Here is a 25,465-nt window from a genome sequence, read left to right as displayed (position 1 = left end):
AGCGGCAGGTCAGCTGCCGTTGCTCTTGCCGTGGCCGTTTTGGTCGGCCGCGCGGAGCAGGCCGTAGAGCTTGTCTTTCAGGTGCAGTTTTTCTTTTTTAAGCACCTCGATCGCGGCGCCTGAGGACGGCTTGATGCCGTCCTCCATGTTCTGGATTTCCTGGTCCAGATCGTTATGCCGCTGGAACAGCGCCGAAAAGTGAGCGTTTTCGGACTTGAGTTGGGTAATGAGCTCGCGGTATTCAGGGAACATAAAGGCCTCTTGAGGAACCGGTTGACGGGACCGACGATGCGCCTGTCACGACGCGATCATCAGCGTCAAAGGCCATGACACGCCAATGACAACGCCTTGTCAACCTTACGGGTCGAACCACGGCTGTGCACCGTTGACCCTGCGCAAGGGTGTCAAGAAATGAGCCATTCTGTCGTGAGCGTTCACGTTTCTTTACAGAAGGGTCCGTCCCCGGCGATACACTCGCTTCCCCTTGGACTGTCCCAGATCCCCAATGAAACAGCACGCCCCCGTCTATCGCAGAGTGATGGATCTTTTCAAGCAGGACGGCCGGATTCATCCCGGCACCGGAATGATGAGCGGCGTGATCGCGCTGTTTTTGGCGATTCTTTCTGTGCTGGGCGTGCTGGCGTTTCATTTTCCCGCCTACCTGACCACGCCAGAGCTGCGCAGCTTCTATTCGGTGGAGGCCATGCGAACGCTGCTGTTCAGCGCGCTGCTGGTGTCCGGTTCGATCGCGCTGGCCAACACTGTGCTGGGGCGGCAACGCTGGCTCAATATTTCCGCGTTCGTGCTGGTGTGCTGCGCGGTGGCTGCAGGCGGCAGCCAGGTAGCGGTCAATGCCACCAACACCGGCGGCCATCCGTATCTGGGTCTTGATTGGTTCATCCTGGATCTGCTGGCGTCCAGCACCGTCTTCATCATCTTTGAAAAGCTGACGCCGCTGTACCCCGGCCAGCCCGTGTTCCGCGGCGAGTGGCAGGTGGACATGAAGCACTTTCTGTTCAATCACCTGTCGGTGGGCGCGGTGCTGCTGTGCATCAACTTCTTCATCCACCGTCTGTTTTCCTGGGCGGCGTACGAACCGCTGCAACAGGCGATCCAGTCGATGCCATATCTGCTGGAACTGTTCGTGGCCGTGCTGGTGGCGGACCTGGCGCAATACGCCGCGCATCGCATCTATCACGAGGTGCCTTTCATGTGGCGCTTCCATGCCGTGCATCACAGCACGCGCACGCTGGATTGGCTGGCCGGCTCGCGCCTGCACATCGTTGAACTGCTGATCACGCGCGTGGCCGTATTGGGCGTGCTGTTCGTGCTGGGCTTTTCGAAGGCGGTGCTCGATGCCTACATCATCATCGTGGGATTCCAGGCGGTGCTGATCCATTCCAACGTGAAACTGCCGTGGGGCTGCCTGCGCTACATCATCGTGACGCCGGACTTCCATCACTGGCATCACTCTTCCGACACCGAAGCGATCGACAAGAACTACGCGGCGCACTTTTCCTTCATCGACTATCTGTTCGGCACCGCGGTCCGCGGGGCGGGCAACCGGCTGCCGCAGAACTACGGGATTCTAGACAACGACATGCCCGGGACATTCCTGGCGCAGCAGGCGTATCCCTTCGCCCGCAAGCGGAAATGACAAAGGCCCAGGCGATTTGCCTGGGCCTTTTTTTCACCGCTGTCTCAGCGTGGTCTGGCCGGCAAGCCGGCCGCGCGGCAACCTTACTTGGCCGCCTTGAAGGCCGAGTACGAGGCCATCAGGTTGCGGTAGTCGGGGATGTGGTTGGCGAACAAGGTGCCCAGGCCTTCCACGTCGTTGCGCCAGTCGCGGTGCAGTTCGCATGCCACGCCGAACCACGACATCAGTTGCGCGCCAGCCTGCTCCATGCGGCGCCAAGCGGCGTCACGCGTCACTTCGTTGAAGGTGCCCGAAGCATCGGTCACCACGAACACGTCAAAACCTTCTTCGATGGCCGACAGCACGGGGAAGGCGACGCAGACTTCGGTGACCACGCCGGCGATGATCAGTTGCTTCTTGCCGGTGGCCTTGACGGCCTTGACGAAGTCTTCGTTGTCCCAGGCGTTGATGTTGCCGGGACGGGCGATGTAGGGAGCGTCGGGGAACTTGTCCTTCAGTTCCTGGACCAGCGGGCCGTTGGGGCCGTCTTCGAAACTGGTGGTCAGGATGGTGGGGAGCTTGAAGTACTCGGCCAGGTCAGCCAGGGCCAGCACGTTGTTCTTGAACTGATCGGGTTGGAAGTCGCGCACCAGGGACAGGAGGCCGGCTTGGTGATCCACTAGCAGAACGGCGGCTTGGGACTTGTCGAGCTTAACGTAGGGGCGGGTCATGGCTGATTCCTTGGTCTATTCAGGTTGTGCGCGGTGTTGCGCGGTGTTTTGTGCAACGCTGAGAGCGTAGGAAGGATATTAATTTCAGGACAACCGCGCCGGTAGACGGGAATTTCGACCCTCAGCGTTCTATTTATCGGACAGCGATTGGACCGGTTGCAGTGTCGGGATGCCGTGGCGCGTCTGGGTTGCGGCTTCGCAGCGCGCGTTTTCACGATACGCGTCTCCCATGAAATCCAACAGCTCCCGCACGGCGGGCAGCAGGCCCCGGCGCGACGGGAACACGGCATGCACGCTGCCGGGCTCGGGTTGCCAGGGGGCGCCCACGGGCACCAGCGTGCCCGCATCCAGTTCCTCGCGGATCATCAGGAGCGGCAGGGCGACGACCCCCACGCCCCGCAGCGCGGCTTGCTTGAGCGCCAGCATGTCGTCCGTGACGAGCCGGGGCATGAACGGCACCGCCAGGCGCGCGTTGTCGGGACCCAGCAGGCGCCATTGGCATTCGCGCTGCTCGGTGCCGAGCGCCATGGTCGGCTGCCGGCTGATGTGCTGCAGATCGGCGGAACCCGGAAGGGTGCGAGCCAGCGCGGGGCTGGCGACCAGGCTCTGGCAGCTCAGGCCCAGGTTCTTCATGACAAGGTCGCTGCTTTCGATGGCGCCAAAGCGCACCCGCACCGCCAGGTCGAAGCCTTCGCGCAGCACGTCCACCGGCCGGCTGAAGCTCTTCAGGTAGACGTTCACCTTGGGGCACTTTTCCATGAAGCGCGCCACCACGTCCCCGAGGAAGTAATAGATGAGGGCGGGCGGTGCGGCGATGCGGATGGTGCCTTGCGGTTCGGCGTGTGTGCGGTCGATGACATCCTGCGCCGCTTCGGCGCCCGCCAGCATCGCCAGGCATTGGTCGTAGTACTCCTGGCCCAATTCGGTCACCGCGAACGTTCGGGTGGAGCGCTGGATCAGGCGCACGCCAAGGCGTTCTTCCAGCAGGGCGATGCGGCGGCTCAGGCGCGACTTCGGGATGTCCAGCGCCCGGCCGGCCGGCGCGAATCCGCCGTGTTTGACGACCTCGACGAAGTAATAAAGGTCATTCAGGTCGTGCATGCAAATTCCTCGAGAGTCGTCGGTGCCCCGCATGATACGGCGCGCGGCCCGGTTTCCAGCGGGATCACGCGCACTTGGCTGGATCGGCTGAGCCAGGCGGGACTACGGATCGTATTCGAGGATTTGCGGCAATTGCCCGGAAACCGGCAGATCGCGCGTGGCTAGGCGGCCAGCGCCGTCTCGTCCTTCCAACGCTGTTTGTCGCGCAGCGGCGGCGTGCCGAACAGGCGGCTGTACTCGCGGCTGAACTGCGATGAACTCTCGTAGCCGACGGCGTGAGCGGCCAGCGCCACGCCGGCATCGTCCGTCAGCATGAGCCGGCGCGCCTCCTGCAGCCGCAGGTGCTTCTGATACTGCAGCGGGCTCATGGCCGTGGCCTGCTTGAAATGATGATGTAGCGACGACACGCTCATGTGGACGTCGCGCGCAATCTCTTCCACGCGCAGGGGTTGCGCGAAATTGTCCCGCAGGATGCGGATCGCCTTGGCCACGCGGTTCAGTTGGCTGTCCTGCAGCACCGTCTGGCGCAGCACGACGCCCTGGCCGTTCATCAGCAGGCGGTAAAGCAGTTCACGCTTGATCATCGGCGCCAGGATCGGAATGTCCCGCGGCGTGTCCAGCAACCGCAGCAGGCGCAGCACCACGTCCAGCAGCGTGCTGCCCAGCGGATTGACGCAAAGCGCGCGCGAGGCTTCGGCCGGCACCAGCGGCGGCAGGTTCTCGTCGCTGATCAGCGCGGTGATCTCCTCGGGGTTCAGGTCCAGCCGCAAGCCCAGATAAGGCAGGGTCGGGCTGGCCACCGACACCTTGGCCACGAGGGGCAGATCCACCGAAGAGATCAGGAAATGGAAGGGATCGTATTCATAGGTCTCGTCACCGATGAAAAGCCGCTTCGATCCTTGCGCGATCACAGCCAGAGCCGCTTTCTGCACGACCGGTTTGGCCCCCGACGGCTGCGACAGCCGATGCAGGTACAGGCCTTCGACCGGCGTATCCAGCGCCCCTTCAAGGTTGCCGGTCATGCGCTCGAGCGTGCAGAGCAGCTCGGACCGCGCCAGTTCGCAGGCGGCGTCCTGGGCGGCGATGCCGGGCGCGAGGGATCGGGCAGAATTCAGGGACATCGAGGGGCTCCCGGGGGCGCGCCGCCCGCAAACAAGAGGGGCGGCGGCGGCAGAGGATTGGGTGTCCGCCAGTGTATTGCCATCTTGCGCGGTCCGCGCCGGCCGGCATGGGGGAACGGAGGATTAGGCAGGAATTCCGGAGAAAACGACGGGTCGCGTTGAGTTGGCTGCCGGGCCGGAGAATCAGGCAAAAAAAGGGCAGGATCAAGCAGCGTGCGCGTGGCTCGCCGGACGCATACTGTCCGCACCCCGGCAGGCTGCCGCAGCGGTGTCCCACTCCGGGGCCCGGCGCGCTCGCCCGCCCCTGAAGGAGCACACATGCGATACAAGAAATTCGGCAGCACGGGCCTGTTCGTCTCGGAGCTTTGCCTGGGCACGATGACCTTCGGCGGCGAAGGCGAGCTCTGGAGCAAGATCGGCAGCCTGCAACAGGAAGACGCCAACCGGCTGGTGGGCCGCGCGCTGGACGCGGGCGTCAATTTCATCGACACGGCGGACGTGTACTCTGAAGGCCGCTCGGAAATCATCACGGGCCAGGCGCTGCGCGATCTGAAGATCCCGCGTGAGGACGTCGTGATCGCGACCAAGGTCTTCGGGCAGACGGGCGCGGGCGTCAATGCCCGCGGCAATTCGCGCGTACACATCCTGGATGGCGTCAAGAAGAGCCTGTCCCGCCTGCAGCTGGACCATATCGACCTGTATCAGATCCACGGCTTTGACCCCGCCACGCCGGTCGAAGAAACCATGCGCGCGCTGGACACGCTGGTGCAGCATGGCCACGTGCGCTACATCGGCGTGTCGAACTGGGCCGCGTGGCAGATCATGAAAGCGCTTGGCATCGCGCAGCGCCTGGGGCTGGCGCGCTTCGAGTCGCTGCAGGCGTACTACACGATTGCCGGCCGCGATCTGGAGCGGGAACTGGTTCCCATGCTGCAGAGCGAGGGCGTCGGGTTGATGGTGTGGAGTCCGCTGGCCGGCGGGCTGCTCAGCGGCAAGTACAGCCGTGATGGCGAGGCCGAGGCGGGCAGCCGCCGTGTCGCGTTCGATTTCCCGCCCGTGAACCGGGAGCGCGCCTACGACAGCATTGATGCGCTGCGGCAGATCGCAGACGCGCGCGGCGTGTCGGTGGCGCAGGTGGCGCTGGCCTGGCTGCTGCACCAGCAGGTCGTCACCAGCGTCATCATCGGCGCCAAGCGCGTGGATCAGCTGGAAGACAATCTGGCCGCCACGGATATCCGGTTGACGCAGGACGAACTGGCCGCGCTGGACAAGGTCAGCGCGCTGCCGCCGGAGTACCCGGGCTGGATGCATGTGCGGCAGGGCGAATACCGGCGCCAGCAATTGCGCGAGGCCGGCGCCGCCTGACGCGAACCGCGTTCATGGATGGACCGGCGCGCCGGCGCCGGTCCGCACCAGCCAGGCGTCATGCATTCTCGTGTTGAAGGCCAAGGGCAAACTCCGTACACCAACGGCGGTCGGCCATCTTAGTGCGGGGATTCTTCACCCCCCGCTAGTAAAATCGCACCGGTCTCCAACCTTGAAGTTTCAACATGAGCGAGTTTTTCACGTCTGGCGAACTGCTGGCGTTGCGTGAGCACGGCATCGCGGTGTTTGCCGGCCGCCTGCTGATCGATGTGCAACCTCAGATGTCCGACGCCCGCATCGCCGAGATCGAGGCGCAGTGCGAGGGCCCGCTGCCGCCGGCGTTGCTCGACCTGTGGCGGCTGACCGCCGGCGGCGAGCTGGCCTACGATCTGCGCGCGCAGATGGACGGCAACGAAGAGGCCTTGAGCTGGTCCGAGCTGTTCTACGACGGCAGCGACCAGTACCGCGACCTGCAAGGGTGGATCGAGCACGAGCAGGAGTGCGCCGAGGAAGCCGCCGCCGAGGATGGCGCGTCGTGGAATGGGAAGCTGCGCTATCTGCCGATAGGCGGTTTCGAATACTGTGATCGCATCTACGTCGCCGTGGAACCGGGGCCGAGAGCAGGCAGCGTGGTCGCGTGGAAGCAGGGCCTGCCGGGCTGGACGCACGCCTTGCAGCAGGACGGCATCGCGACCATCGGGCCGGACCTGCATGCCGCGTTTGCCGCGCTGTGCCTGGAAACCGACCCCGAGGAAGACGAAGACAGCCCCGGCCTGCGCGTTCTGGAGTATCTGGATGAGCGCGTGTCGGGTCACGGCATGCCGCAGTCGCTGGCCGACCGCGTGGCCGTCTTCTACCGGCAGGCGCTGGTCGACTGGCGCGGCCCGCTCGAGGACGGAACGCTGGCCGCCAAGCCTGGCCTGGCCGCGCTGGCCTTGCAGCACGCGTTGTCGCAGGATGACGCGGCCCTCGTGCGCCGTCTGTCGGCGCAGGGCGTGCGCCTGGATGCGCCGCTGCGCGGCAGCGCCCAGGCGCTGGACGTTGCGCTGATGCAGCATGCGTATGCGGCGGCGCAGGCGCTGCTGGACGCGGGCGCGCCGGTCAGCCCCACAGCCATTCACCGCTTCGATCGTGAGCCGCCTGCCGAGCTGGTCGCCGCGCTGCTGGCGCGTGGCGCCGACGCCGATGCGCTGGGTGTCGCGCGCTGCGTCGCATGCGGATCGCCCGATGCCGCGCGTCTCGTTGCCCAGGCCTGCGGCGAGGGCATTGCCGAGGCGTATGCGCAGGTCCGCGATTCGATGGCCACCCGCTATCAGGAAGACCTCAAGCGCGTGCGCGCCGGCAAGCTGGGCCACTATCTGGGCGCGGACGGCCTGGCGGCGCGGGTCGAGAATCTGCGGGAGTTTGTCCTGTGAATCGTCTTGCCGCCGGGTTCGCGCTGTCGATCGTGCTGTGCAGTCCGGCGGCCTGGGCCACCGGCAAGCCATCATTCGATTGCGCAAGGGCCCGGACGGCGGTCGAGAAGGCGATCTGCGCCGATAGCGGGTTGGCCGAACAGGATGCCAGCATCGCGAAACACTTCGGCAAGGCCAGAATGACCTTCGATCCGGCGACGGGCAAGGCGCTGACGGAAGACCAGCGGTGGTTCGTCAAGGTGCGGGACGAGGCCTACGCGTCGCCGCCCGGCAACGACCCGCCCCAAAAGGAACTGGCAGACCGGTTGAAGTATCGCGACGCCTTTCTGTCGTCGCTGGTGCTCAAGCGCCGTCAAGGCTTTGAAGGCGATTGGGAAAACCTCGCCGGCGGCATTTCGATCAAACGGCAGCCGGATGGCAGCCTGGCATTCGACGGCTCCGCGGCGCATCCGGAAAATGGCCGCTGGGTATGCGACGTGCGCGGCGCGGGCGCGGTCAAGAACAATGCGGTGGTCATCGAGACGGTCGACGCCGAGGGCTGGACGCTGACGTTGTCGCGCAAGGGATACGGTCTCGTGCTGTCCGAAAACCCGCCGGCCGAGGCCGCCGACGCAGCCAGCCGGCCATATTGCGGCCTGAACGGCGCGCTCGGCGGCGTTTACTATCCGGTTTCAAGGCCTTGATCGGCGCGCCGCCGCCGCGACTAGAATGTCATTCCGATTTGCAGTGAACACGTTCTTGTTTTGAAAGGACAGGCGTGACCATCCCGTATTTGCGCCGGCTGACCGCTGTCAGCCGTAGCCCGCAAGCCAATCGCCATCTTGCCTATCTGCTGACCTTCACCGCCGGCGCCGTCAACGCGGGCGGGTTCCTGGCGGTCCAGCAGTACACCTCCCACATGTCCGGCATCGTGTCCATGATGGCCGACCACATGGCGCTTGGCGGGGTGATCGTGGTGCTGCAAGGGCTGGCGGCCCTGGTGTCGTTCATGGCGGGGGCGGCCAGCTCCGCCTTTCTGATCAACTTCGGGCGCAGGTCCCGGCTGGCCAGCGAGTACGCGCTGCCGTTGCTGCTCGAGGCCGTGCTGCTGCTGATCTTCGGCCTGCTGGGCGCCAACCTTGAGACGCTGCGCTGGTTCTACGTGCCCGGCACGGTGATGCTGCTCTGCTACATCATGGGTCTGCAGAACGCGATGATCACCAAGGTGTCCCGGTCCGAAATCCGCACCACGCACGTGACGGGCATGGTGACCGACATCGGCATCGAGCTTGGCAAGCTGTTCTACTGGAACGTCGCGAAGGGCGACCCGCAGTCAATGCCGCGGGTGCTGGCCGACCGCGGCAAGCTCATCGTGCTGAGCCTGATGGTGACCTTGTTCTTCGTCGGCGGCGTGACGGGCGCGTATTCGTTTTTCAACTTCGGCTTCGGGTCGACCTGGCCGCTGGCATTGCTGCTGATGCTGCTGGCCGCGGTGCCGATCCTGGACGATATCCGCAGCTTCATGCACCGCGCTTAGCCGGCCGCGCGGGGCCCGCCGACATTACCGCTTGGATTTGAGCGCGGCGGAATGGCTCAGGAAAACCTGCAGCGCCGCCAGCGTTTCATAGTGCAGACGTTCGAAGCGGGCGTCCTTGACCGGGTCGGTGATGGCGTGCCCCTTGGCGTCCAGCGCGTAGGGTTCGCCCAGCAGCCGGCCAATGTCGACCTGGTAGTAACTGGAATTTCCATACGGACGCTTGCCGTCGATGTAGGGCATGGGCCAGAAGCGATCCCCTTCGCGCAAAACCGCGCCCAGCGCCTGATCGTCCACTTCGCGCCAGACCGCGGCGCGCAGCAGGACAAGATGCTCCTTGCGTAGATTGAACATGCCCTGCGCATCCACGCCACTTTCCGGAAAGTCGAAGGCCTCGCGCATTTCGGCTGGCACGGCGTAACGGCCGGGTTGCAACCTGCCGATGGATTGCACATAGCGCGGGACCAGGCGGCACACTTCGGCCAGCCGCCGGATGGCCAGCGCAGTGTCGGTTGTCTTCAGCGCACCGCGGGCCGTGGCAAGCGTATCGGCGCCGCCCAGCAGCGGTTGCTCGAAATCGATGCCGGGCGCGCCGGATTCGACCGGCATCCATTGCAGCCGCAGCAGGCGCACCAAGGCCGCGTGCTGAGGGGTGTAGGACAGGCTGGCATCCGGCGCCGCATAGACCTTGCGGACGATGGCATCGCGGGCGGGTGAGGCCAGGGCGCGCAGCGGCGCGGCAATCAGGCTGCCCAGCATCAGCAGCAGGGGACGACGGTTCATGGGGTCTCCGGGCGCATTGGCCCTATTTCGGCAGGGTTGCCGACTGGGTTTCGGTGAAGGCGTAGCCGGGCTGCAGGCGTAGCGCGGCCTCGTAGGAGTTGCGGGCGTCCGCCAGACGCCCAAGCCTGCGTTGCAGGTTGCCCAGATTTGTCAGGATCAGTGCGCTGGCCGGCTTGGCGCGCACGGCCTTTTCAAAGGCGCTCAGCGCTTCCTCCGGGCGGTTCAACGCATCCAGCACCGACGCCTGCAGGTTGTAGCCGATGCTCCAGCCAGGAAACTTTGCAGTCAGCACCTGCGTTGTCGCCAGCGCGTTGGGCAGATCCGCGCGCTCGGCCTGCGCGCCCGCCTTGTTGACGTACGCCCATCTGTTGTCGGAATTCAATGCGATGGCCTGCTCGAATAACGCAAGCGCCGCCGCCATGTTGCCTTGCTGACCGTGCAGCTTTCCCAGGAACAGCCTGATGTCGGCGTCGGCGGGCGCCTGCCGCGCCATGTCCTCGGCGATGCGCTGCGCCTCCTGGCGATTGCCGGCTCGCAGCGCGGCGGAGACCTGCGCGTTCTGCGCCTGCAGGGCAGGGGGCCACTGTTGGATGCGCGCACGCAGCGCGTCGTTCTCCGCTTGCAGCTCTGCAAGATAGGCGTCGTCCAGTTGCGACGCGTCCTGGGCATGGCTTGGCTGGCCCGTCAGAACGCTGACGAGAAGCAACGGAGAGAAAAGACGGATGCTAAGCGCTGCAAGCATGAGAAGGGCCGCCGGGCGTCATGTCGGGCCCATACGATACCGGAACCATCGCGGACGAAGCGGCGGCGGGGCGGCCGCGCCCGACATTTCAGACCAGCACTACAATGCCCGAGCGCGTATTGCGTACGACCAGGCGCTCGGGCGATGGCCGCGGGCACGCTGTTCCCGGCGCGCCACCCGGCGTGATCGGGCGTCGCCCGGTGCCGCCCGGGTGCCAAACATCGCTGTGCAGTTGCGACACGTATTCATAGGAGGAGCAGACAAGTCATGGACGCGGAATTCTGGCTGGAACGGTGGCGCGAAGGGCGCACGCATTTTCATCAGGCTCGGATCACGCCGCTTTTGCAGAAGTACTGGCCGACGCTTGACGTCCCCAAGGGCGGCAAGGTGCTGGTCCCGCTTTGCGGCAAGTCGCTGGACATGGTGTGGCTGGCCGCGCAGGGCCATCAGGTACTGGGCGCAGAGCTCTCGCAGCTTGCGGTGGAACAGTTCTTCACCGAAAACGAATTGCGGCCGGTCAAGCACGAGTCCGCATACGGCACGCACTACGTGGCCGGCAACATCGAGATCGTCTGCGGAGACATCTTCAAGATGGATGCGCAGGTGCTGTCGCATTGCGTGGGCGTGTTTGACCGCGCGGCGCTCGTGGCGCTGCCGGACGCGATGCGGGCAAGCTACGTGCGCCACGTCTACGGGCAGTTGTCGCCGTCCTATCGCGGCCTGCTCATCACCTTGGACTATCCGCAGGAAGAGATGGCAGGCCCGCCGTTTTCCGTGGTCGACAGCGAGGTGCAGACAATCTTCTCGGACGTTTCGCCCGCTGTCATCATCGACCGCCGCGACATTCTCGACAAGGAACCCAAGTTCCAGTCTGCGGGCGTCAGCCGCCTGGACACGGTGGTTTACCGGCTGGGCGTGCAGGACTGAGCATTTCGCGGGCTAGGTCATCAGCCAGCCGCCCGCCACGTCCAGCACCTGACCAGTCACGAACCTGGCCTGATCGGACGCGAAGAACAGGCAGGCATCCGCCACTTCCTCGGGCGTGCCCAGGCGCCGCAGCGCAGTCATCGCCGCCACCGCGTCGTTGATTTCCTGCGGCACGCTTTTCAGCAGCGGTGTGCTGATCCGGCCGGGCGCCAGCGCATTCACGGTCACCTGATGTTCGCCGAGCTCGGCTGCCCAGTGCCGCGTCAGCCCGATCAGCCCGGCTTTGGTGGCCGCGTAATGCGCCGCCACGATATCGCAGTACGCCTTGCCGGCCACCGACGACATGTTGATGACGCGTCCCTGCCGCGCCTGCACCATGTGCGGCGTGACCAGATGCGTCATGTAGAACACGCTGTTCAAGTTCACCGAGACGACGTTGTTCCACTCCGCTGGCGGCATTTCCCATACCTTCAGCGCGCGGCCGTTCGTCTTGGGCGAGATGCCGACGTTGTTGACCAGGACAGTGGCGGTGCCCAGTTCGCGCGTGATGCGGTCATAGGCGGCCTGGCACTGGTCGAAATGCGCGACGTCGGTGGGCACGAAACACACGTCATGGCCACGCTTCTGGAGTTCCTTCTCGTAGGCTTGCCCGGCCTGCGCATTGAAGTCGACGAGACCCACGCGGCCGCCTTCGGCCAGAAACGCCTCGACGATGGCCGAGCCGATGCCGCCGACCGCGCCCGTGACGATGATGGTCTGGCCGGTAAAGCGCGCGTTCATGGCCGCACCTGCAGCATGATCTTGCCGATGTGCTTGCTGCTTTCCATCAATGCGTGCGCGCGCGCGGCCTCGGCCAGCGGGAAGACCTCGTGGATCAGGGGCAGGCACTTTCCCTGCTCCATGAGCGGCAGCACCTTCTGCACAAGCGATTGCGCGATGGCGCCCTTGTCCTCGTCGGACCTCGGGCGCAGCGTGGACCCGGTAAATTGCAGCCGTTTGGTCATGATGGGCAGGGCGTCGATCTCGGCCTTGCTGCCCTCCAGGAACGCAATCTGCACCAGCCGTCCGTTCAGGGCCAGCAACCGCAGGTTTTTGTTGATGTAGGGGCCGCCCACCATGTCCAGGATCACGTCGATGCCCACGTTGCCCGTGCCCTCGCGCACGGCGACCTCGAAGTCTGCGTCGCGGTACTGCACGGCATGGTGCGCGCCGGCTTTCAGGCAGGCATCCGCTTTCTCTGCGTTGCCGACGGTGGTCCAGACTTCCGCGCCGAATGCGCGTGCGAGCTGGATTGCCGTCAGGCCGATGCCGCTCGAGCCGCCGTGGACCAGAAACTTTTCGCCTGCGGTGAGGCGTGCTCGGTCGAACACGTTGGTCCAGACGGTGAAGTAGTTTTCGGGAATGGCCGCGGCCGTCAGCAGATCCAGACCGCGCGGCACCGGCAGGCAATGGCGCTCGTCGGCCAGGCAGTACTGGGCATAGCCGCCGCCCGGCGTCAGCGCGCAGACCTGGTCGCCGGCCTTCAAGCCCTGCACCTCGGGACCGGCCGCCACGACGGTGCCCGACACTTCCAGACCCAGATAGGGCGAGGCGCCCGGGGGTGGGGGATAGGAACCCGAGCGTTGCAGCACGTCCGGGCGGTTGACGCCCGCGTAGGCTACTTCGATCAGCACCTGGCGGCCCGTCGGCGCTTCCATGTCGCGTTCGGCGATGCGCATGCAGTCGGGCGCGCCGCCCTTGCCATGGTCGATGAATGTGCAGCGTAAAGACATGAGACGTTCGTCCTTGGATTTCAGTGGCCCAGATAGGCCTTCTTGACGTGAGGGTCGCTGAGCAGTTCCGCGCCCGTGCCCGTGCGCACGATCGCGCCGTTTTCCAGCACATAACCGCGATCCGCCAGCCGCAGCGTGCGGAACACGTTCTGCTCCACCAGCAGCACAGTCACGCCGTGCGAGGTGACGTCGCGGATGATGTCGAACATCTGCTGCACCAGCAGCGGCGACAGCCCCAGCGACGGTTCGTCGAACACCAGCAGCTTCGGGTCCGCCATCATGCCGCGCGCAATCGCCACCATCTGCTGCTCGCCGCCTGACAGCGATCCGGCGTACTGGTTCAACCGCTCCTTCACGCGCGGGAAGATGCGCAGCACCTCGTCGAGCTTGCGCTCGACGATCGGCCGCGCGGCGCGCTTGTACGAGCCCATGAGCAGGTTGTCCCGCACGGTGAAGTGCGGAAACAGCTGGCGCCCTTCGGGAATCATGGTGATCCCGGCGTCCACGATGTCGTAGGGTTCGCGGTTCGTCAGGTCCTGGCCTTCGAACTCCACCTTGCCCTGCGTGGCGGCAATCACGCCGCACAGCGTCTTGAGCGTGGTCGTCTTGCCCGCGCCGTTGGCGCCGATCAGCGTGACGATCTCGCCCGCGTTCACCTCGAAATTCAGGCCGTTGAGCACCTGGCTCTTGCCATAGCCCGACGTCAGATTCGACACCTTAAGCATCCTGATACTCCTTGCCCAGATAGGCTTCGATGACGGCCGGGTTCTCGACCACGTCCTTGGGGGCGCCGCTGACCAGCACGCCACCTTCGTTCAGGACGATGATGCGGTCGGACAGCGCCATCGTGGCCTGCATCATGTGTTCGATCAGCAGCACCGAAACACCGGAATCGCGGATGCGACGGATCATCTGGATGGATTTCTCGATGTCCGTGGGGTTCAAGCCCGCCATCACTTCATCCAGCAGCAGGATGCGCGGCTTGATCGCCAGCGCACGCGCCACTTCCAGACGCTTCATGCCGCCCACCGTGAGGCTGCGCGCTTCGGTGCTCAGATACTTCACCAGGTCGGTCTGCTCGGCCACCTTCAGGGCGATCTGCTCGGCCTCGTCGCGGTCCGACGTGTGGATGAACGCGCCCAGCATGATGTTTTCCAACACCGTCAGCCCCGTGAACGGCTTGGCGATCTGGAACGTGCGGCCCAGGCCCTTGTGCGCGAAGGCGTCGGGCGTCTTGCAGGTGACCCAGTTGCCTTGCTCGTCGCGCATCGTGATGTCGCCCTTGTCCGGCGACAGAAAGCCCGACAGCAGGTTGAACACCGTGGTCTTGCCCGCGCCATTGGGCCCGATCATGCCCAGGATTTCGTGCTGGTTGAGCGTCAGCGATACGTCGTTCGTGGCGCGCAGGCCGCCGAAGCTCTTGAACAGTCCCTCCGCCTTCAGGACCGGCTGCTCGCTGCGGGTGGCGTTACGGATGCGGATCTCGTCGGCCAGCTTGAGCTTGGCCGGCGGCGTGCCAAGGTAGGGCAGGCGCGCCAGCATGCGCTCGATGAACGGCCCGAACGCACCTGCCAGCCCACGCGGAATGGTCAGCACCACCGCGACAAGGATCAGGCCGTAGATCAACCCGTGCATGCCGTTGCCGACGCTGCTGAGCCAGCCGCGCGCCAGTTCCGCGATGGGCAGCACCAGGAAGGTGCCCGCGATCGGGCCGGAAACGGTGCCCAACCCGCCGATCAGCGCAAACATCGCGACCTGAATGGACAGCTCCAGCGAGAACGCGGAGCTGGGATCGACGAAGGTCAGGTAGGTGATGTGGAACGTGCCGATGATGCTGGTCAGCACGGCGGACACCACGGCGGCGATGATCTTCACGCGCACGGTGTGGATGCCCACGGCCAGCGCGGCATCCTCGCGTTCGCGGATCGCGATCAGGTAGTGTCCGATGCGCGACTTGCGGATGTACCACGAGACCCACGTCACCAGCACGAACAGGCCGAACGCGATGATGACGTAGTTGATCTTCTCGCGGAACACGATCCACGCCCAACCGATGTTCAAGGGCAGGCTGATGCCGCTGGAGCCGCCGGTCCAGCTTTCCTCGTGGATGACCAGAAGGCGAACCACTTCCAGGATGGCGATGGTCGCCAGCGCAAAGAAGGGCCCGCGCAGGCGCAGCGTGGGATAGCTGATCAGGATGGCGACGGCCGCGGAAATGGCGGCTCCCGCGAACATGCCGATCCACGGCGAGATGCCGAAGTTCTGCGTCAACAGCGTGGCTGTGTAGCCGCCGATGCCATAGAACACCGCATGGCCGAGGGACAACTGGCCGGCATAGCCGCCCACGATGTTCCAGGCGACCGACAGCGCGGAAAACACGAACAGCAGGACGAAGAGGTTGGTCCAGAAGGGCGTGCCCATGACGACGGGCACGAGGAACATCGTGATCAGCAGGATGAGGCTGACGTAGGCTTTGGGATGTCGAAAGTCGGGAAACACGTCTTGCTCCTTGTTGTTCTGGTCACTCTGTACCGACACCGAACAGACCGTTCGGCTTCAGGACAAGGATCAAGAGGAAGATCCCGAAATAGACGACCTCTTTCAGGTCGGGCGCGATGTAGAAACCCGCCAGCGTGTCGACGATGCCGATGATCATGGACCCTGCGACGGCGCCATACAGGCTGCCCAGCCCGCCCAGCACCACGATCACGAACGCGGTCAGCACGAAGTAGGTGCCCACCGTGGGGAACACCGGGTACTGTGGCGCAAGCAACCCCGCGGCGATGCCGACAAAGGCGGTGCCCAGCCCGAAGGCAATGGCGTAGACGTTATTGACGTTCACGCCCATCAGCGTGGCGGCGTAGCGGTGCTGTGCCACAGCCCGCAACGCGCGGCCCAGATAGGTGTGGTGCATGAACAGGTGCAGCAGCACAGCCAGCGTCAGGCCGATGATGAACGTGACGACTTGTCCCGTGACCATCGAGAACGGACCGAACTCGATGGCGTTGGTGCCCAATTCGACCGGCGCGCGATAGACGTTTGCGCCAAAGATCACCAGCGCCAGGTTCAAGAGGATGGTGGACACGCCCACCGTGGCGAAGATCTGGATGTGTTGATCCGCATGAAGCAGCGGCTGGATGATGCCCTTCTGCGTCAGCGCGCCCAGCGCGAACAGAATGACGGCCACCGGAATCAGACCCGCGTAGGGGTGGACGCCGAACTGCGCCGCGATCAGATAGACCATGTACATGCCGATCATCAGGAACTCGCCATGCGCGAAGTTCACGACGCGCACGACACCGAAAATGAGCGTCAGCCCCAGGCTGATGATCGTGTATGCGCCGCCCAGCAACAGGCCGTTGATGACCAGTTGAATGAATAATTCCATTGTGCAACCTCTAAGTGCGGGAAGCGCCCCGTCCCTGTCCCGCAGCGTCCAGGGGCGGGGCGCTCAGGCCCCGGGTAAGACCGGGCGCGCATCGGGGGCGCAAGGCCCCGGCGCCCGGCCGCTGGCATCGCGCTTTATTTCTTGAAGATGGGCTTGCCGAGAGCGAGGTTGTCCGGACCGATGGTGACGAGCTTGCCGTCCTGCCACTGCATCACGTAGAAGGTCGAGGCATTGTTCTGCCCGTCTTCGCCGAAGTCGAAGCCCCAGCCGTTGGCCGTCTGGCCGGCGGGCTTCTTGTAGGCCAGCACCGCGGCGCGGATCTTGTCCTTGTCCGTGGACTTGGCGTTGCCGATGGCTTCAAAGAAGGCCTTGGCGCCGACGTAGTTGGTCAGGCTGTGGCCGGATTGCGGATCGCTCTTGTAGGTTGCCTTGTAGGCTTCGAGGAACTTGTCCAGGCCCGGCGCGCCGGCCGGATTGATGGACGCTTGCGGGAAGTCCAGGTCGAACACGCCGTTCATGTCGGCGCCCACGGCCTTGGCGGTGTCGGCCAGCGAATAGCCGCCGCCCGCGCCGATCACGACCTTGGGCTTGAAGCCCGCCGCGCGCGCCTGGCTGAAGAACAGGATGGCGTCGTTCTGGTAGGCCGTCTGCAGCACCACGTCGGCCTTCGCGCCCTTCAGGCGCAGGATCAGCGACGACAGGTCGACGGTCTTGGCCGAGTAGGGCAGGACCTCCACCACGTTGTAGCCAAGCTCCTGCGCGCGCTTCTTTTCGGTGGCCGCCACGTCGGTCCCATACGGGCCGTCTTCGTGGATGATGCCGATCTTGATGTCCTTCGGGTTCAAGCCCATGCCCGGCGCGATGGTGTCATGCAACGCGTTCACCACCGACACGCCATACAGCGCGGTGTTCGGGTTGCTGCGGAACAGGTACTTGTAGTTGCGCGTGGTGATCTTGTGCGCGGTGGCGCCCAGTTCGAAGTAGGGCACGCCCGCCAGCTCCGTCACGGGCGAGGCCGCGTACGAAATGCCGGATGCGTAGCTGCCGAACACCCCGACCACGTTGGCCGAGATCAGGCGCTTGGTCTCGGACACCGCCTGGGTCGGGTCGACGGCGTCGGCCTTGATGATTTCGATCTTCTCGCCGTTGATCCCCCCGGCCGCGTTGATCTCGTTAACGGCCAGTTCCAGACCGCGATAGCTTTCCTGTCCAAGCAGCGCAAGCGCGCCGCTGAACGGGAATAGCGCGCCTACCTTCATGTCGGCCGCTGCGGTGCCGCTTGCCAGCGCGCCGCATACACCCAGCGCCAAAACAATTTTGTTGAACTTGAACACTGTCTACGCTCCTTTGTTGGTATGGAATGCGGACTGGATACTGCGTTCCGTCCGTCTTTTGCTATATATGATATATGCGCCGGCGGGGCGAGGAACCCTCGCCTTGGATTCTAGTGGTGGTCGCTTCGTGCCGAATCAGGGAATTCCCTGAAACCGCATGAATAAAGCCTCAGCGGCCGATATACGAGAAAAATGCGCAGCTGATTCCGTCAGGCGAACGACGCTTTTTGGATGAAGCGGCACACGCAAGACGGATCACAGGATAGCTGGTTTTATCATATATCGTATATGATGATCCGCACTTATAAGAACGATCCTAGGAGACAAACGCATGTTCGAGGAAGTGGATTTCACCGGCAAGAAAGTACTCATCACCGCCGGCGCCGATGGGCTGGGTCTGGAAATGGCCAAGGTCTTTCACCACGCGGGCGCTACCGTGTTCGTGTGCGACGTCAACGAGGAACGGCTGGCCGCATTGCCCTCGGAACTGCCCGGTGTGCAGGTGGCGCGGGCCGACGTATCCGACGAAGCCGGTGTTGAACAGCTGTTCGCCGCCGTTCGCCAAACACTCGGCGGCCTGGACATTCTGATCAACAACGCGGGCGTGGCCGGTCCCACGGGTTTCGTCGAAACGCTTTCCAAGGCGGATTGGGACCGAACGCTCGCCGTCAACATCACCGGCCAGTTCCTGTGCGCGCGTCAGGCCATTCCCCTGCTCAAGGAATCGAAGGCCGGCGTGATGATCAATCTCTCTTCGGCGGCAGGGCATCTTGGCTTTGCCGGCCGGTCGGTGTATTCCGCCTCCAAATGGGCGGTCATCGGGTTCACCAAGTCGCTCGCGATTGAACTGGGAGGCCATGGCATTCGCGTCAACGCCATCCTGCCCGGCGCGGTTGAAGGCCCGCGAATTCGCGCCGTCATCGCCGCCAAGGCCGATACGCTGGGCCGGCCGGTCGAAGAGATCGCGGCGCAGTACGAAAACCAGGCCGTGCTCGGCCGCATGGTCACAGCCCGCGACATCGCCAACATGGTCCTGTTCAACGCCAGCGAAGCGGCGCGCAGCGTGACAGGCCAGGCCATCGTCGTGGACGGCTTCACGCAGAAGCTCTACTGATGGCTGCGGACCACATGCCGCGGCGCGCGGCCATCATTGGAACGGGGCTGATCGGGCAGGGGTGGGCCATCGTCTTTGCGCGCATGGGCTGGGAAGTGCGGCTTCATGATGTGAACGCTGCGATGCTTGCCGAAGCGCGTGCGCTCATCCTGCAACAGCTTCGCGTGCTGGAAACACAGGGCCTGCTCGACAACGCGGAAGCCATCGTCGACCGCGTGCAGGTGTCGGCCAGCCTGCAAGAGGCATTGCACGGCGCCAGCTACATCCAGGAGAATTCCCCGGAAAACGTCGAGATCAAGCGCGCGCTGTTTTCCGAACTGGACGCGCTGGCCGAACCGCACGCCATCATCGGCAGCTCGACGTCCAGCATCCCGGCCAGCCAGTTCACCGAGCATCTTGCCGGCAGGCACCGGTGCCTCGTGGCGCATCCGGTCAATCCGCCATACCTGATTCCGGTCGTCGAACTGTGCCCGGCGCCGTGGACCAGCCCCGAAGCGCTGTCCGGCGCGCGCGACGTGATGATCGGCATCGGCCAGAAGCCCGTGCTGGTGCGGCGCGAAATCGAAGGCTTCATCTTGAACCGCCTGCAAGGCGCGTTGCTGCAGGAAGCGTTCCGGCTGGCAAGCCAGGGCATCGCCAGCGCCGAAGACATCGACACCACGGTCAAGGACGGCCTGGGTCTGCGCTGGTCCTTCATGGGACCGTTTGAAACCATCGACCTGAACGCGCCGGGCGGCCTTGCGGATTACTGCCGCCGTTACGGCGGACTCTATCAGTCCATTGGCGCAAGCCAGGGCGATTGCGTGGCCTGGGAAGGCGCGCTGGTCGACGCACTATCCGAGGAGCGGCGCGCCCTGCTGCCCGAGGAAGACCTTGCCGCACGCCGCTTCTGGCGCGACGAAAAGCTGATGCGCCTCATGCGTCACAAACAACACGGAGACAACAATGGCTAAGCCCAAACAGAAAGTCGTCATCACTTGCGCCGTGACGGGCGCCATCCACACGCCCAGCATGTCGCCGCACCTGCCGGTCACGGCCGACGAGATCGCCGAGGCGGCGATCGGCGCGGCCAAGGCCGGCGCCGCCGTCCTGCACCTGCATGCGCGGGATCCGCAGACGGGCAAGCCTTCGCAGGATCCGGCGCTGTTCAAGCCTTTCCTTGAGCGCATCAAGCGCGAGACCGACGCCATCATCAACATCACCACCGGCGGCAGTCCGCACATGACGGTGGAAGAGCGCATGCGGCCGGCCACTACGTTCCAGCCGGAGCTGGCGTCGCTGAACATGGGCTCCATGAACTTCGGTCTCTTTCCGATGCTGGACCGCTTCTCCGAGTTCAAGCACGACTGGGAGCGGGAGCATCTGGAGAACAGCCGCTCGCTCATCTTCCGCAACACGTATCAAGACATCGAGTCCATTCTGACGCTTGGCAACGCCAACGGCACGCGCTTTGAGTTCGAGTGCTATGACATCAGCCACCTCTACAACCTGGCGCATTTCGTGGACCGCGGTCTGGTCAAGTCGCCGCCCTTCATCCAATCGGTGTTCGGCATCCTGGGCGGCATCGGCCCGCACCCGGAAGACCTGATGCACATGAAGCGCACGGCGGACCGCCTCTTTGGCAACGACTACGAATGGTCGATCCTGGGCGCCGGCCGCAACCAGATGCCGCTGGCAACCATCGGCGCGGCGATGGGGTCGAACGTGCGGGTGGGCCTTGAAGACTCGCTGTGGATCGGACCGGGACAACTGGCCGAATCCAATCGCGTGCAGGTGGAGCGCATCCGCGGCATCCTCGAGGCGCTGAACCTGGAGGTCGCCACGCCGGACGAAGCGCGGGCCAAGCTGGGATTGAAAGGTAAGGACAACGTCGCGTTCTGATGCCGCGGGCGGGCAGGGCGGCCGGCGGGCATCAAACCCGCCAGCCCTTGCTGGCTGCAGTGGGGTCAGGCGTGACGGCGCAGCGCGGCGGCCAGCGTGGCCACATCCAGCGTACGGTCAAAGTTGGCGGCATGGCGCGCTTTCAGGCTGAGGTCCGCCGCCAGCGACAGTTCCGCATCGGACGGCTCGCCGGCCGCGCCAAGTTCGCGCAGCGTGACCGGCAGGCCGACCTGGGCATACCACTGCTTCAGATCGGCCAGCATGCCGTCGTTGCGGTTTTCCAGGTCAAGCTGCACCAGCAAGCCCACCGCCACCTGCAGGCCGTGCAGCGCGGTGGCGACGCCGTTGATCTTTGGTAGCCCGCGCGTCAGAGCGTGGGCAATGGACAGGCCACCGCTTTCAAATCCAAGACCGCTCATGAGGATCATCGCTTCCACCACGCGCTCGAAGGCGGGCGTGGGTTGGCCGATTCCGGCTACGGCCACGGCGTCCGCGCCGTCCGCCAGCAGCGTGCGCAGGCAGCCGTCGGCGATGAGCTGGGCCGTGAGCAGCGGCGCCGCGTCGTACATGTTCTTGCCGCCGTTGCGCTGGCACTGTTCGGCTTCAAACTTTTTGGAAATTGCGTCGCCCAGCCCGGCCCGGAAGAAGTGCACCGGCGCGGTCGCGATGATGGCGGTGTCGACCAGCACGATGGTCGGATTGAACAGCATGTGCTCGACGGCCAGGAGGTTGTGATGTGCGTCGTAAAGCACGTAATTCTTGCTGGTGGGCGCGTCGTTGGACGCCACGGTGGGAACGGTGATCAGGTGGCAGTGCGACGACTTGGCCACGGCTTTGCCGGCATCCAGCGACTTGCCGCCGCCCACCGCAATGACCATGTCGATGTTCGCCGGCGACGCCTGCGCCCGCAATCCGTCGATGACTTCAGGCGTCAGGTCGCCTTCGACGATCAGCGGCGCAAGCACCACGCCATGCTGGGCGCACAGCGCCTCGATTCTCGGACCCAACACGCCATGCACATAGCTGTCGATGACCAGGGCGGCGCGCTTTCCGAACAGCGCCGCGTATTGCCCCAGCGCGTCCAGGGCGCCCGATCCCTGGATGTAGCGGCTTGGCGCTCCGAAAATCTTCAGCATGGCGTCTCCCTATTTGCGAGCCCCTGGGGGGCGGTAGTCGAGTTCTTTTTCCCGTTCGACCAGCCAGTCGATCATGATCTTTCCGCCCCAGACCAGATCGGCCTGGATGGCGTTGCGCGCCGCTTCCGAATCACGCGCTTCCAGGGCCTCGATGACGGCCTCATGGCGATGCTCGTTTTCGGAATAGTCCAGGCCGGCGGTCTTGACGTGAAACACCTTGAGGATGGGGCCGGTGATGACCCAGAACGACTCAACGGTGTTGCGCAGGATGGGCTTGTTGCTGGCTTCGAGGATGGCGAAGTGGAATTTGCGGTTCAGGTAGCTGGCGCGCTTGGGGTCGGTGGACGTGCACGAGATGAAATCCCGTTGCAACGCGATCAGGTTGTCGAGCTGTTTGCGCGTGATGTTTTGCGCGGCCTCGGCGGCGCCCATGCCTTCAAGGTGGAAGCGGATCTGCTGGATCTCCCGCAGCTTTTCCGAGTTGACGTACGGCACGTAGACCGCGGTGGCCGCCTGCATCTCGAGCCCTTGCTCACTGATCAGCCGGAAGATGGCCTCGCGCACCGGTGTGATGGACACGCCCATTTCCTGCGCCAGCTCGCCGATGATCAGGCGCTCGCCAGGTTCGTATTGCCCGTTGATCAGGGCATTACGGATTTCGTTGTAGACCCTGACGGAAAGGTTCTCTTTTTTGACCGGTTTGAGGCTGGGCATGGCGTTTCTGGCTTGCTGTATGGAGGGTGCAGGTGAATCCAGGAGCGATTCTAGCCCGGCGTAGCCAATTCGAGCGCAATGGGTATATTATATATCATATATCCATACAACAGGAGGAGGCGCGATGCGCAAGGATCAGGAGGCCCCTACCGCAGGGGAAATCGCGATGCTGCGGGAAAAGGCCCGCCATATCAGGCTGGAGACCATCCGCCTCATCGAAATCGCCAAGGTCGGACACTACAGTTCCGTCTTTTCGTGCGCCGAGATCTTCGCGGCGCTTTATTTTGATGTGATGCGTCTGCGCCCGGGCGAGCCGCAGTGGCCGGATCGTGACCGCTTCCTCATGGGCAAGGGCCACGCCGCCGTCGGCCTGTTCCCCGTGCTGGCCGATCTGGGCTTCATCGATCACGCGCTGCTGGACGGCTACACGCGGTTGGGCAGCCCCCTGGGCGATCACCCCGACATGAGCAAGGTGCCGGGCGTCGACTTCAGCTCGGGCTCCATCGGTCATGCGCTGTCCAATGGCGTTGGCATGGCCGTCGGCGGCCGCATGAACCAGCGGGACTTCAACGTGTTCGTGATGCTGGGCGACGGCGAAATGCAGGAAGGGCAGGTGTGGGAAGCCGCGTTGTTCGCCGCGCACAACCGCTTGTCCCGCCTCATCGCCATCATCGACCGCAACGGCTATCAGCTCGACGGCAAGGTCGACGACGTCATGGGGGTGGAGTCGCTGAAAGAAAAGTGGCAGGCGTTCGGCTGGGAGGTCCACGAAGTCGATGGCCACAATCTTGCCGAACTGACTGCGCTGCTGCGCCGCCTGCGCGCCGATGATGCGCGCGCCAAGCCCGCATGCGTGATCGCCCGGACCATCAAGGGCAAGGGTGTCTCCTATATGGAAACCGAACCGGGCTGGCACCTGGGCTACCTGGCCCCGCAAGATGCGCAAAGCGCTGTCGAAGAAATCCTCTCCCGCGAGATCTGAATGGCACAGGCACAAGTACTCTCTCCCGATTCCTGGCAGTACCGCGCCCTGAATGCGGTGAACCCCGGGCTGTCCTACCTTTCCGACGGATTGATCGAGCTGGTGAAGGCCGGGCATCCCGTCGTGGCCGGATCGGCCGACCTCCAGTATTCGAACGGGCTGAACCGCTTCGCCGAGGCCTATCCCGACCGCTACGTGCAGTTCGGCATCTCTGAGCAGAACATGGTGTCGGCGGCCGCCGGGCTGGCGACGACCGGCATGATGCCGTTCGTCGCCACGTTCGCGTCGTTCCTCGGGTTGCTGTGCTGCGAACAGATCCGGATGGACGTCGCCTACACGCGCCTTCCGGTCCGCCTGATCGGCCATCACACGGGTATCAGTCTGGGCTTCTACGGCACCTCGCACCACGCCACCGAAGACATCTCCACCATGCGCGCACTGGCGGGCCTGACGGTGGTGTCTCCCGCCGACGGGCCGCAACTGGCGGCGGCCATCAAGGCGTCGGCGGACTGGCCCGAACCGATCTATTTCCGTATCGGCCGCGGGCGCGATCCGCAGGTCTACAAAGACAACACGCCGTTCGAATTCGGCCGTGCCATCGTCCACGAAGCCGGTAGCGACCTGACGCTGATCGCCTGCGGCATCACGCTGCACGGTGCGCTGGCCGCGGCTCGCCAGTTGCGCGAAGAGGGCCTGTCGGTTGGCGTGATCGACATGCCGACGATCAAGCCGCTGGACCGCGACGCCATCCTGAAGGCTGCCGGGCAGTCGCGCCTGATGATGACGGTCGAAGAGCACAATGTGCTGGGCGGCCTGGGTTCGGCAGTTGCCGAGGTGCTGGCCGACGCGGGCACCGGCACGCGGTTGCGCCGCCATGGCATCTATGACGAATACAGCCTCATTGCGCCGCCCACCACGCTGTACGCCCATTACAAGCTAGACGCCGAAGGCATTGCCGGCGTCGCGCGAGAATTCATCCAGCATTGATCCGGAGACATCCATGAAGGAAATCAGCGGCAACACGCGCCTGTTCGGCATCCTGGCCGACCCGATTCACCATGTGAAGACGCCGCAGCGCATGAACGAACACTTCGCCAAGATCGGTTTCGATGGCGTCTGCGTGCCATTTCACGCGCGGCCCGACAACCTGGCGGCCGTGGTCGACGGCCTGCGCCGCCTGGAAAACCTGGGCGGCGTGATTGTCACGGTGCCGCACAAGACCGCCATCCTGGAACTGGCCGACGACGCCACGCCCGTCGCACGCAAGATCGGCGCGGCCAATGTGTTGCGGCGTGAGGCCGATGGGCGCCTCGTGGCGCACATGCTGGACGGCGAGGGCTTCGTGCGTGGCCTGCGCAGTTGCGGCGTCGCCCCCGAGGGCAAGAGCGTCTACCTGGCGGGCGCGGGCGGCGCAGCCAATGCGATTGGCTTCGCGCTGGTGCAGGCTGGCGTCTCACGCCTGACCATCGCCAACCGCACGCCCGCCAAGGCCGAGGACCTGAAGGCCCGCATCCTGTCGCTGCATCCAGACGCGCAGATCGCTGTGGGCAATGCCGACCCTGCCGGCCATGACCTCGTCGTCAACGGCACGTCGCTGGGCATGAAAGAGGGCGATCCGCTACCGCTGGACGTCAGCCGCCTGACGCCGGACCAACTGGTCTGCGAGGTCATCATGCAGCCCAAGGACACGGCGCTGCTCGTGGCGGCGCAGGCGCGCGGCTGCAAGATTCATTACGGCGCGCCGATGCTGGCCTGCCAGATCGAACTGATGGTGGAAACGCTGGGCGTGACGTCCGCCCGTTAGGCGGCG

The 25,465-nt window shown here is 64.6% G+C and carries 25 protein-coding genes and 1 pseudogene; 12 read left to right on the top strand and 14 right to left on the bottom strand.

Annotation, left to right across the window (positions count from 1 at the left end; genetic code table 11):
• Window positions 1-9: 9 nt before the first annotated feature.
• The gene (locus tag AB3147_RS21040; RefSeq protein WP_175125986.1) at window positions 10-252 is read right to left on the bottom strand and encodes a YdcH family protein; all 243 of its coding nucleotides are present in this window, start codon (window positions 250-252) and stop codon (window positions 10-12) included.
• A 253-nt stretch (window positions 253-505) separates the two neighbouring features.
• Here AB3147_RS21040 and AB3147_RS21035 point away from each other — a divergent pair, with 253 nt between their 5' ends.
• A complete protein-coding gene (locus AB3147_RS21035) occupies window positions 506-1,657 on the top strand; it encodes a sterol desaturase family protein (RefSeq protein ID WP_367352884.1) in 1,152 nt (383 codons plus the stop codon).
• An 83-nt stretch (window positions 1,658-1,740) separates the two neighbouring features.
• On the opposite strand, the gene ycaC is transcribed toward AB3147_RS21035, so the two are convergent.
• The 3 genes from ycaC to AB3147_RS21020 all read right to left on the bottom strand — a co-directional run bounded on the left by ycaC (window position 1,741) and on the right by AB3147_RS21020 (window position 4,589).
• Window positions 1,741-2,367: an isochorismate family cysteine hydrolase YcaC gene (gene ycaC / locus AB3147_RS21030; RefSeq protein WP_056570984.1), complete on the bottom strand. Its 627-nt coding sequence runs from the start codon at window positions 2,365-2,367 to the stop codon at window positions 1,741-1,743.
• A 129-nt stretch (window positions 2,368-2,496) separates the two neighbouring features.
• The gene (locus AB3147_RS21025; RefSeq protein ID WP_367352883.1) at window positions 2,497-3,468 is read right to left on the bottom strand and encodes a LysR substrate-binding domain-containing protein; all 972 of its coding nucleotides are present in this window, start codon (window positions 3,466-3,468) and stop codon (window positions 2,497-2,499) included.
• A 161-nt stretch (window positions 3,469-3,629) separates the two neighbouring features.
• Window positions 3,630-4,589, bottom strand: coding sequence for an AraC family transcriptional regulator (locus AB3147_RS21020; RefSeq protein ID WP_175125989.1), 960 nt, complete (start codon window positions 4,587-4,589; stop codon window positions 3,630-3,632).
• Window positions 4,590-4,907: 318 nt separating this feature from the next.
• On the opposite strand from AB3147_RS21020, the gene AB3147_RS21015 reads away from it, so the two are divergent.
• From AB3147_RS21015 to AB3147_RS21000, 4 genes and pseudogenes are all read left to right on the top strand, one after another.
• Complete coding sequence (locus tag AB3147_RS21015) at window positions 4,908-5,954, top strand: aldo/keto reductase (RefSeq protein ID WP_218343204.1); 1,047 nt, start codon at window positions 4,908-4,910, stop codon at window positions 5,952-5,954.
• Window positions 5,955-6,139: 185 nt separating this feature from the next.
• Window positions 6,140-7,369 (top strand): SMI1/KNR4 family protein, encoded by a 1,230-nt coding sequence (locus tag AB3147_RS21010; RefSeq protein ID WP_367352882.1) that lies wholly within the window; start codon window positions 6,140-6,142, stop codon window positions 7,367-7,369.
• The gene (locus AB3147_RS21005) at window positions 7,366-8,052 is read left to right on the top strand and encodes a lysozyme inhibitor LprI family protein (RefSeq protein WP_175138282.1); all 687 of its coding nucleotides are present in this window, start codon (window positions 7,366-7,368) and stop codon (window positions 8,050-8,052) included. Before AB3147_RS21010 ends, AB3147_RS21005 begins: the two co-directional genes overlap by 4 nt.
• A gap of 74 nt (window positions 8,053-8,126) precedes the next feature.
• Window positions 8,127-8,879 (top strand): annotated as a pseudogene (locus AB3147_RS21000) (YoaK family protein); the annotation flags it as partial.
• A 30-nt stretch (window positions 8,880-8,909) separates the two neighbouring features.
• Here the strand turns inward: AB3147_RS21000 and AB3147_RS20995 are convergent.
• Window positions 8,910-9,665, bottom strand: coding sequence for a hypothetical protein (locus AB3147_RS20995; RefSeq protein ID WP_367352881.1), 756 nt, complete (start codon window positions 9,663-9,665; stop codon window positions 8,910-8,912).
• 22 nt (window positions 9,666-9,687) lie between these two features.
• Entirely contained in the window at window positions 9,688-10,407 is a 720-nt protein-coding gene (locus AB3147_RS20990; protein ID WP_367352880.1) for a tetratricopeptide repeat protein, read from the bottom strand.
• Between the two features lie 267 nt (window positions 10,408-10,674).
• Between AB3147_RS20990 and AB3147_RS20985 the strand changes: the two genes are divergently transcribed.
• Window positions 10,675-11,334, top strand: coding sequence for a thiopurine S-methyltransferase (locus AB3147_RS20985; protein WP_239215356.1), 660 nt, complete (start codon window positions 10,675-10,677; stop codon window positions 11,332-11,334).
• 12 nt (window positions 11,335-11,346) lie between these two features.
• Here AB3147_RS20985 and AB3147_RS20980 read toward each other — a convergent pair whose 3' ends face one another.
• The 6 genes from AB3147_RS20980 to AB3147_RS20955 all read right to left on the bottom strand — a co-directional run bounded on the left by AB3147_RS20980 (window position 11,347) and on the right by AB3147_RS20955 (window position 17,828).
• The gene (locus AB3147_RS20980) at window positions 11,347-12,114 is read right to left on the bottom strand and encodes an SDR family oxidoreductase (RefSeq protein ID WP_367352879.1); all 768 of its coding nucleotides are present in this window, start codon (window positions 12,112-12,114) and stop codon (window positions 11,347-11,349) included.
• Window positions 12,111-13,106, bottom strand: coding sequence for an NAD(P)H-quinone oxidoreductase (locus AB3147_RS20975; protein WP_367352878.1), 996 nt, complete (start codon window positions 13,104-13,106; stop codon window positions 12,111-12,113). The genes AB3147_RS20980 and AB3147_RS20975 overlap by 4 nt, the downstream gene beginning before the upstream one ends.
• A 20-nt stretch (window positions 13,107-13,126) precedes the next feature.
• Entirely contained in the window at window positions 13,127-13,831 is a 705-nt protein-coding gene (locus tag AB3147_RS20970) for an ABC transporter ATP-binding protein (RefSeq protein WP_218343211.1), read from the bottom strand.
• Window positions 13,824-15,605: a branched-chain amino acid ABC transporter ATP-binding protein/permease gene (locus AB3147_RS20965; RefSeq protein ID WP_367352877.1), complete on the bottom strand. Its 1,782-nt coding sequence runs from the start codon at window positions 15,603-15,605 to the stop codon at window positions 13,824-13,826. Before AB3147_RS20965 ends, AB3147_RS20970 begins: the two co-directional genes overlap by 8 nt.
• Before the next feature lie 22 nt (window positions 15,606-15,627).
• On the bottom strand, window positions 15,628-16,494 hold the full coding sequence (locus AB3147_RS20960) for a branched-chain amino acid ABC transporter permease (protein ID WP_367352876.1): 867 nt from the start codon (window positions 16,492-16,494) through the stop codon (window positions 15,628-15,630).
• 134 nt (window positions 16,495-16,628) lie between these two features.
• On the bottom strand, window positions 16,629-17,828 hold the full coding sequence (locus tag AB3147_RS20955) for an ABC transporter substrate-binding protein (protein ID WP_218343212.1): 1,200 nt from the start codon (window positions 17,826-17,828) through the stop codon (window positions 16,629-16,631).
• Window positions 17,829-18,159: 331 nt separating this feature from the next.
• On the opposite strand from AB3147_RS20955, the gene AB3147_RS20950 reads away from it, so the two are divergent.
• From AB3147_RS20950 to AB3147_RS20940, 3 genes are read left to right on the top strand one after another with little or no spacing between them, the layout of a single operon-like run.
• Window positions 18,160-18,942: an SDR family oxidoreductase gene (locus AB3147_RS20950; RefSeq protein ID WP_218343213.1), complete on the top strand. Its 783-nt coding sequence runs from the start codon at window positions 18,160-18,162 to the stop codon at window positions 18,940-18,942.
• Window positions 18,942-19,895, top strand: a complete 954-nt coding sequence (locus tag AB3147_RS20945) for a 3-hydroxyacyl-CoA dehydrogenase (RefSeq protein WP_218343214.1) — start codon at window positions 18,942-18,944, stop codon at window positions 19,893-19,895. Before AB3147_RS20950 ends, AB3147_RS20945 begins: the two co-directional genes overlap by 1 nt.
• Entirely contained in the window at window positions 19,888-20,823 is a 936-nt protein-coding gene (locus tag AB3147_RS20940) for a BKACE family enzyme (RefSeq protein ID WP_056570653.1), read from the top strand. The genes AB3147_RS20945 and AB3147_RS20940 overlap by 8 nt, the downstream gene beginning before the upstream one ends.
• 65 nt (window positions 20,824-20,888) lie before the next feature.
• On the opposite strand, the gene AB3147_RS20935 is transcribed toward AB3147_RS20940, so the two are convergent.
• Window positions 20,889-21,959 (bottom strand): glycerol dehydrogenase, encoded by a 1,071-nt coding sequence (locus AB3147_RS20935; RefSeq protein ID WP_367352875.1) that lies wholly within the window; start codon window positions 21,957-21,959, stop codon window positions 20,889-20,891.
• A gap of 9 nt (window positions 21,960-21,968) precedes the next feature.
• Entirely contained in the window at window positions 21,969-22,673 is a 705-nt protein-coding gene (locus AB3147_RS20930; protein ID WP_056570648.1) for a GntR family transcriptional regulator, read from the bottom strand.
• Between the two features lie 124 nt (window positions 22,674-22,797).
• On the opposite strand from AB3147_RS20930, the gene AB3147_RS20925 reads away from it, so the two are divergent.
• Genes AB3147_RS20925 through AB3147_RS20915 form a run of 3 tightly spaced genes read left to right on the top strand, consistent with a single transcriptional unit; the run spans window position 22,798 to window position 25,459 of the window.
• Window positions 22,798-23,655: a transketolase gene (locus AB3147_RS20925; protein WP_175126005.1), complete on the top strand. Its 858-nt coding sequence runs from the start codon at window positions 22,798-22,800 to the stop codon at window positions 23,653-23,655.
• Complete coding sequence (locus AB3147_RS20920) at window positions 23,656-24,642, top strand: transketolase family protein (RefSeq protein WP_218343218.1); 987 nt, start codon at window positions 23,656-23,658, stop codon at window positions 24,640-24,642.
• A 13-nt stretch (window positions 24,643-24,655) separates the two neighbouring features.
• Complete coding sequence (locus tag AB3147_RS20915) at window positions 24,656-25,459, top strand: shikimate dehydrogenase family protein (protein ID WP_175138292.1); 804 nt, start codon at window positions 24,656-24,658, stop codon at window positions 25,457-25,459.
• Window positions 25,460-25,465 lie beyond the last annotated feature (6 nt).

Source organism: Achromobacter animicus (genome assembly GCF_040775605.1).
GTDB lineage: Bacteria > Pseudomonadota > Gammaproteobacteria > Burkholderiales > Burkholderiaceae_B > Achromobacter > Achromobacter animicus.
The sequence above is the reverse complement of the archived record's forward strand: the minus strand, read 5'-3'. Positions and strand labels throughout refer to the sequence as shown.